Source organism: Bradyrhizobium uaiense (assembly GCF_010811875.1).
In the GTDB taxonomy this organism is placed as follows: domain Bacteria; phylum Pseudomonadota; class Alphaproteobacteria; order Rhizobiales; family Xanthobacteraceae; genus Bradyrhizobium; species Bradyrhizobium uaiense.
This window is the reverse complement of the sequence record NZ_VKHP01000856.1, coordinates 1-246: the sequence shown is the minus strand read 5'-3', so window position 1 is coordinate 246 and position 246 is coordinate 1. Positions and strand designations below refer to the sequence as shown.

At 68.7% G+C, this 246-nt stretch carries 1 protein-coding gene; it reads left to right on the top strand.

The window, feature by feature from the left end:
- Nucleotides 1-246: deaminase (locus FNJ47_RS54285; protein WP_430649497.1), on the top strand; the 246-nt coding region annotated here is incomplete at both ends.

Here is a 246-nt window from a genome sequence, read left to right as displayed (position 1 = left end):
TCAGCGCCGTTCTCTGAAGAACTCCCGCAACAGGCGCGCCGCCTCGCTCTCCCCCACCGCGCCGTAGATCTCCGGCACGTGGTGACAGGTCGGCTGTGCGAAGAACCGCACGCCGGACTCGACCGCGACCCCACTGCGCACGCCGAAATCCTGGCGATCCGGCAGGCCGCAGAGGCCATCGGTACCGAACGGCTGGTCGATTGCGACCTCTACGTCACGCTGGAGCCCTGCACCATGTGCGCCGGC